This is a genomic window from Thermoflexus sp. (assembly GCF_025055495.1).
Lineage (GTDB): Bacteria > Chloroflexota > Anaerolineae > Thermoflexales > Thermoflexaceae > Thermoflexus.
Genome location: NZ_JANWXB010000272.1, coordinates 1 through 1650, shown reverse-complemented (window position 1 = coordinate 1650; position 1650 = coordinate 1). Strand labels below are relative to the sequence as shown.

The window sequence follows — 1650 nt, the reverse complement described above, 5'->3', positions numbered from 1 at the left end:
AAACAGAATGGTGAAACAGAGCCTGCTCATTCGAATCGCATGGCTGGGGCTGATCGCGGGGATAGGGGGGGTCCTGGGGAGGCCTCCGGCGATCGCGAAGGCCCAGGGGCTGCCGCAGGGCAGCTGGGAGAGCTGGACCGTGGAGTGGCGAGGGCAAGCTCACGAGGTGCGGGTTTACCGGCCGGCAGGCTTCCCGGCCCACCGGCCCTATCCGGTGATCTATCTCCTGTCCGGCTGGGCGATGGGGCTGGGCATGTGGGAGCGCCCGGACCTCCAGCAGGCCGCCGATGCGGCCCATATCCTGCTGGTGGCCCTTCAGGGCGAGGAGGATGGTGTTCCCTCTTATTACTCGATCTATCCGGGCCTCCCCTGGCCGGGGGGCTCCGCGTGGCAGGTTTCGTTCTACGACTGGTTCTTCCAGGGGGTCCTCCCCTGGGTGGAAAGCCGCTACCCGGTGCGACGGGATCCCGGCGGGCGAGCCCTGGTGGGGTTCTCCATGGGTGGAAAGGGCGCTTTCTCTCTGGCGGCCCATCACCCGGATCGATTCGCCGCCGCAGGTTCCATCGGTGGGGTGCTGGATCTTACCCTTCACGACTCGGAGGCCACCCGGGCGGCCTATGGTCCTAAGGGCACGGATCCATTGCGATACGCAGCAGATAATCCCGTCGAGCTGGCCCTGAATCTAAAGGGATTGACGCTTATGATCTTTCACGGTGCGGCCGATTCGGAAGTAAGCCCTGTTCATAGTCGCCGGATGCACGAGACCCTGCAAGCTCTCGGATATCCCCACTACTGGGAGGAGATCCCTGGGCTGGGCCATGAGGTCTCCTCCGCGGAGATCGCCCGGATCTTTGAAACGTTAAGCCCGATCTTGCGAGCTCCCTATCGTCCACGGGACCGCTGGTCGTATCGATTCGCGGTGGCCCGAACGCGAACGATCTACGGAATGCGGATAGTCCAGACTCATCCCGCTGCCTGGACCGAGCTCCGAGAGGTGACGCCGGAGGGATTTGAGGTGCGCAACGGAAATCCTATCACCCTGATCACGCCCCCCTGGTATTCCTCGAGGATCCCACTCCGGGTTCAGATCCGGGATGGAGGCAGCGGCGCCCTGAAGTCAGAACGCCGCATGATTGCACCCGGGGGACGCCTGCGGCTGGCTCTACCGCCCGGCCACTGGCGGATCGCGATTAGGGCCTACCCTCGAGCCTTGTCAGGCGGCGCCTTCGTTTCTTCCGAAGACACCCTCCTTCCCGCACCGATGACATCGGATCCTGCTCGTCCGTTGCGCCCCATGCCCATGTGTTCGGAGAACGATCGGATCTGCTACCGATTCGATTGAACAGCAACGCCCATAAGGTGAGATCCATGATGCGTAGGAAATCCGGCCTCTTCCGCGGAGTCCTTCTGGGCTCGCTGATCGCCCTGATCGTTACTCTGCTTTGGAGCGGCCCGGCCCTTCGCCTTGGCGAAGCGCAGTCCTCAACAGACATCCGCATCGGCGTGGTGTGGGATCCTCTGTCCCCCAACCCATTCGGCGCCTATCTCCCAGAGATCCTGCGGGCCGAAGGCTGGATGGCTTATGAGGTCCAGACTCTGGCGGAGGTCTCCCTCCCGATCCTTCAGCGCTACCCGGTGGTCCTCCTAGCG

The 1650-nt window shown here is 63.6% G+C and carries 2 protein-coding genes; both read left to right on the top strand.

Annotated elements, in window-relative coordinates; all coding sequences use genetic code 11:
• On the top strand, positions 1 to 1342 hold a 1342-nt coding region (locus NZM16_RS08830; RefSeq protein WP_295479992.1), incomplete at its 5' end, for an alpha/beta hydrolase-fold protein.
• A gap of 29 nt (positions 1343 to 1371) precedes the next feature.
• Positions 1372 to 1650 (top strand): hypothetical protein (locus tag NZM16_RS08825; protein WP_295479990.1); only part of this gene is annotated, 279 nt, incomplete at its 3' end.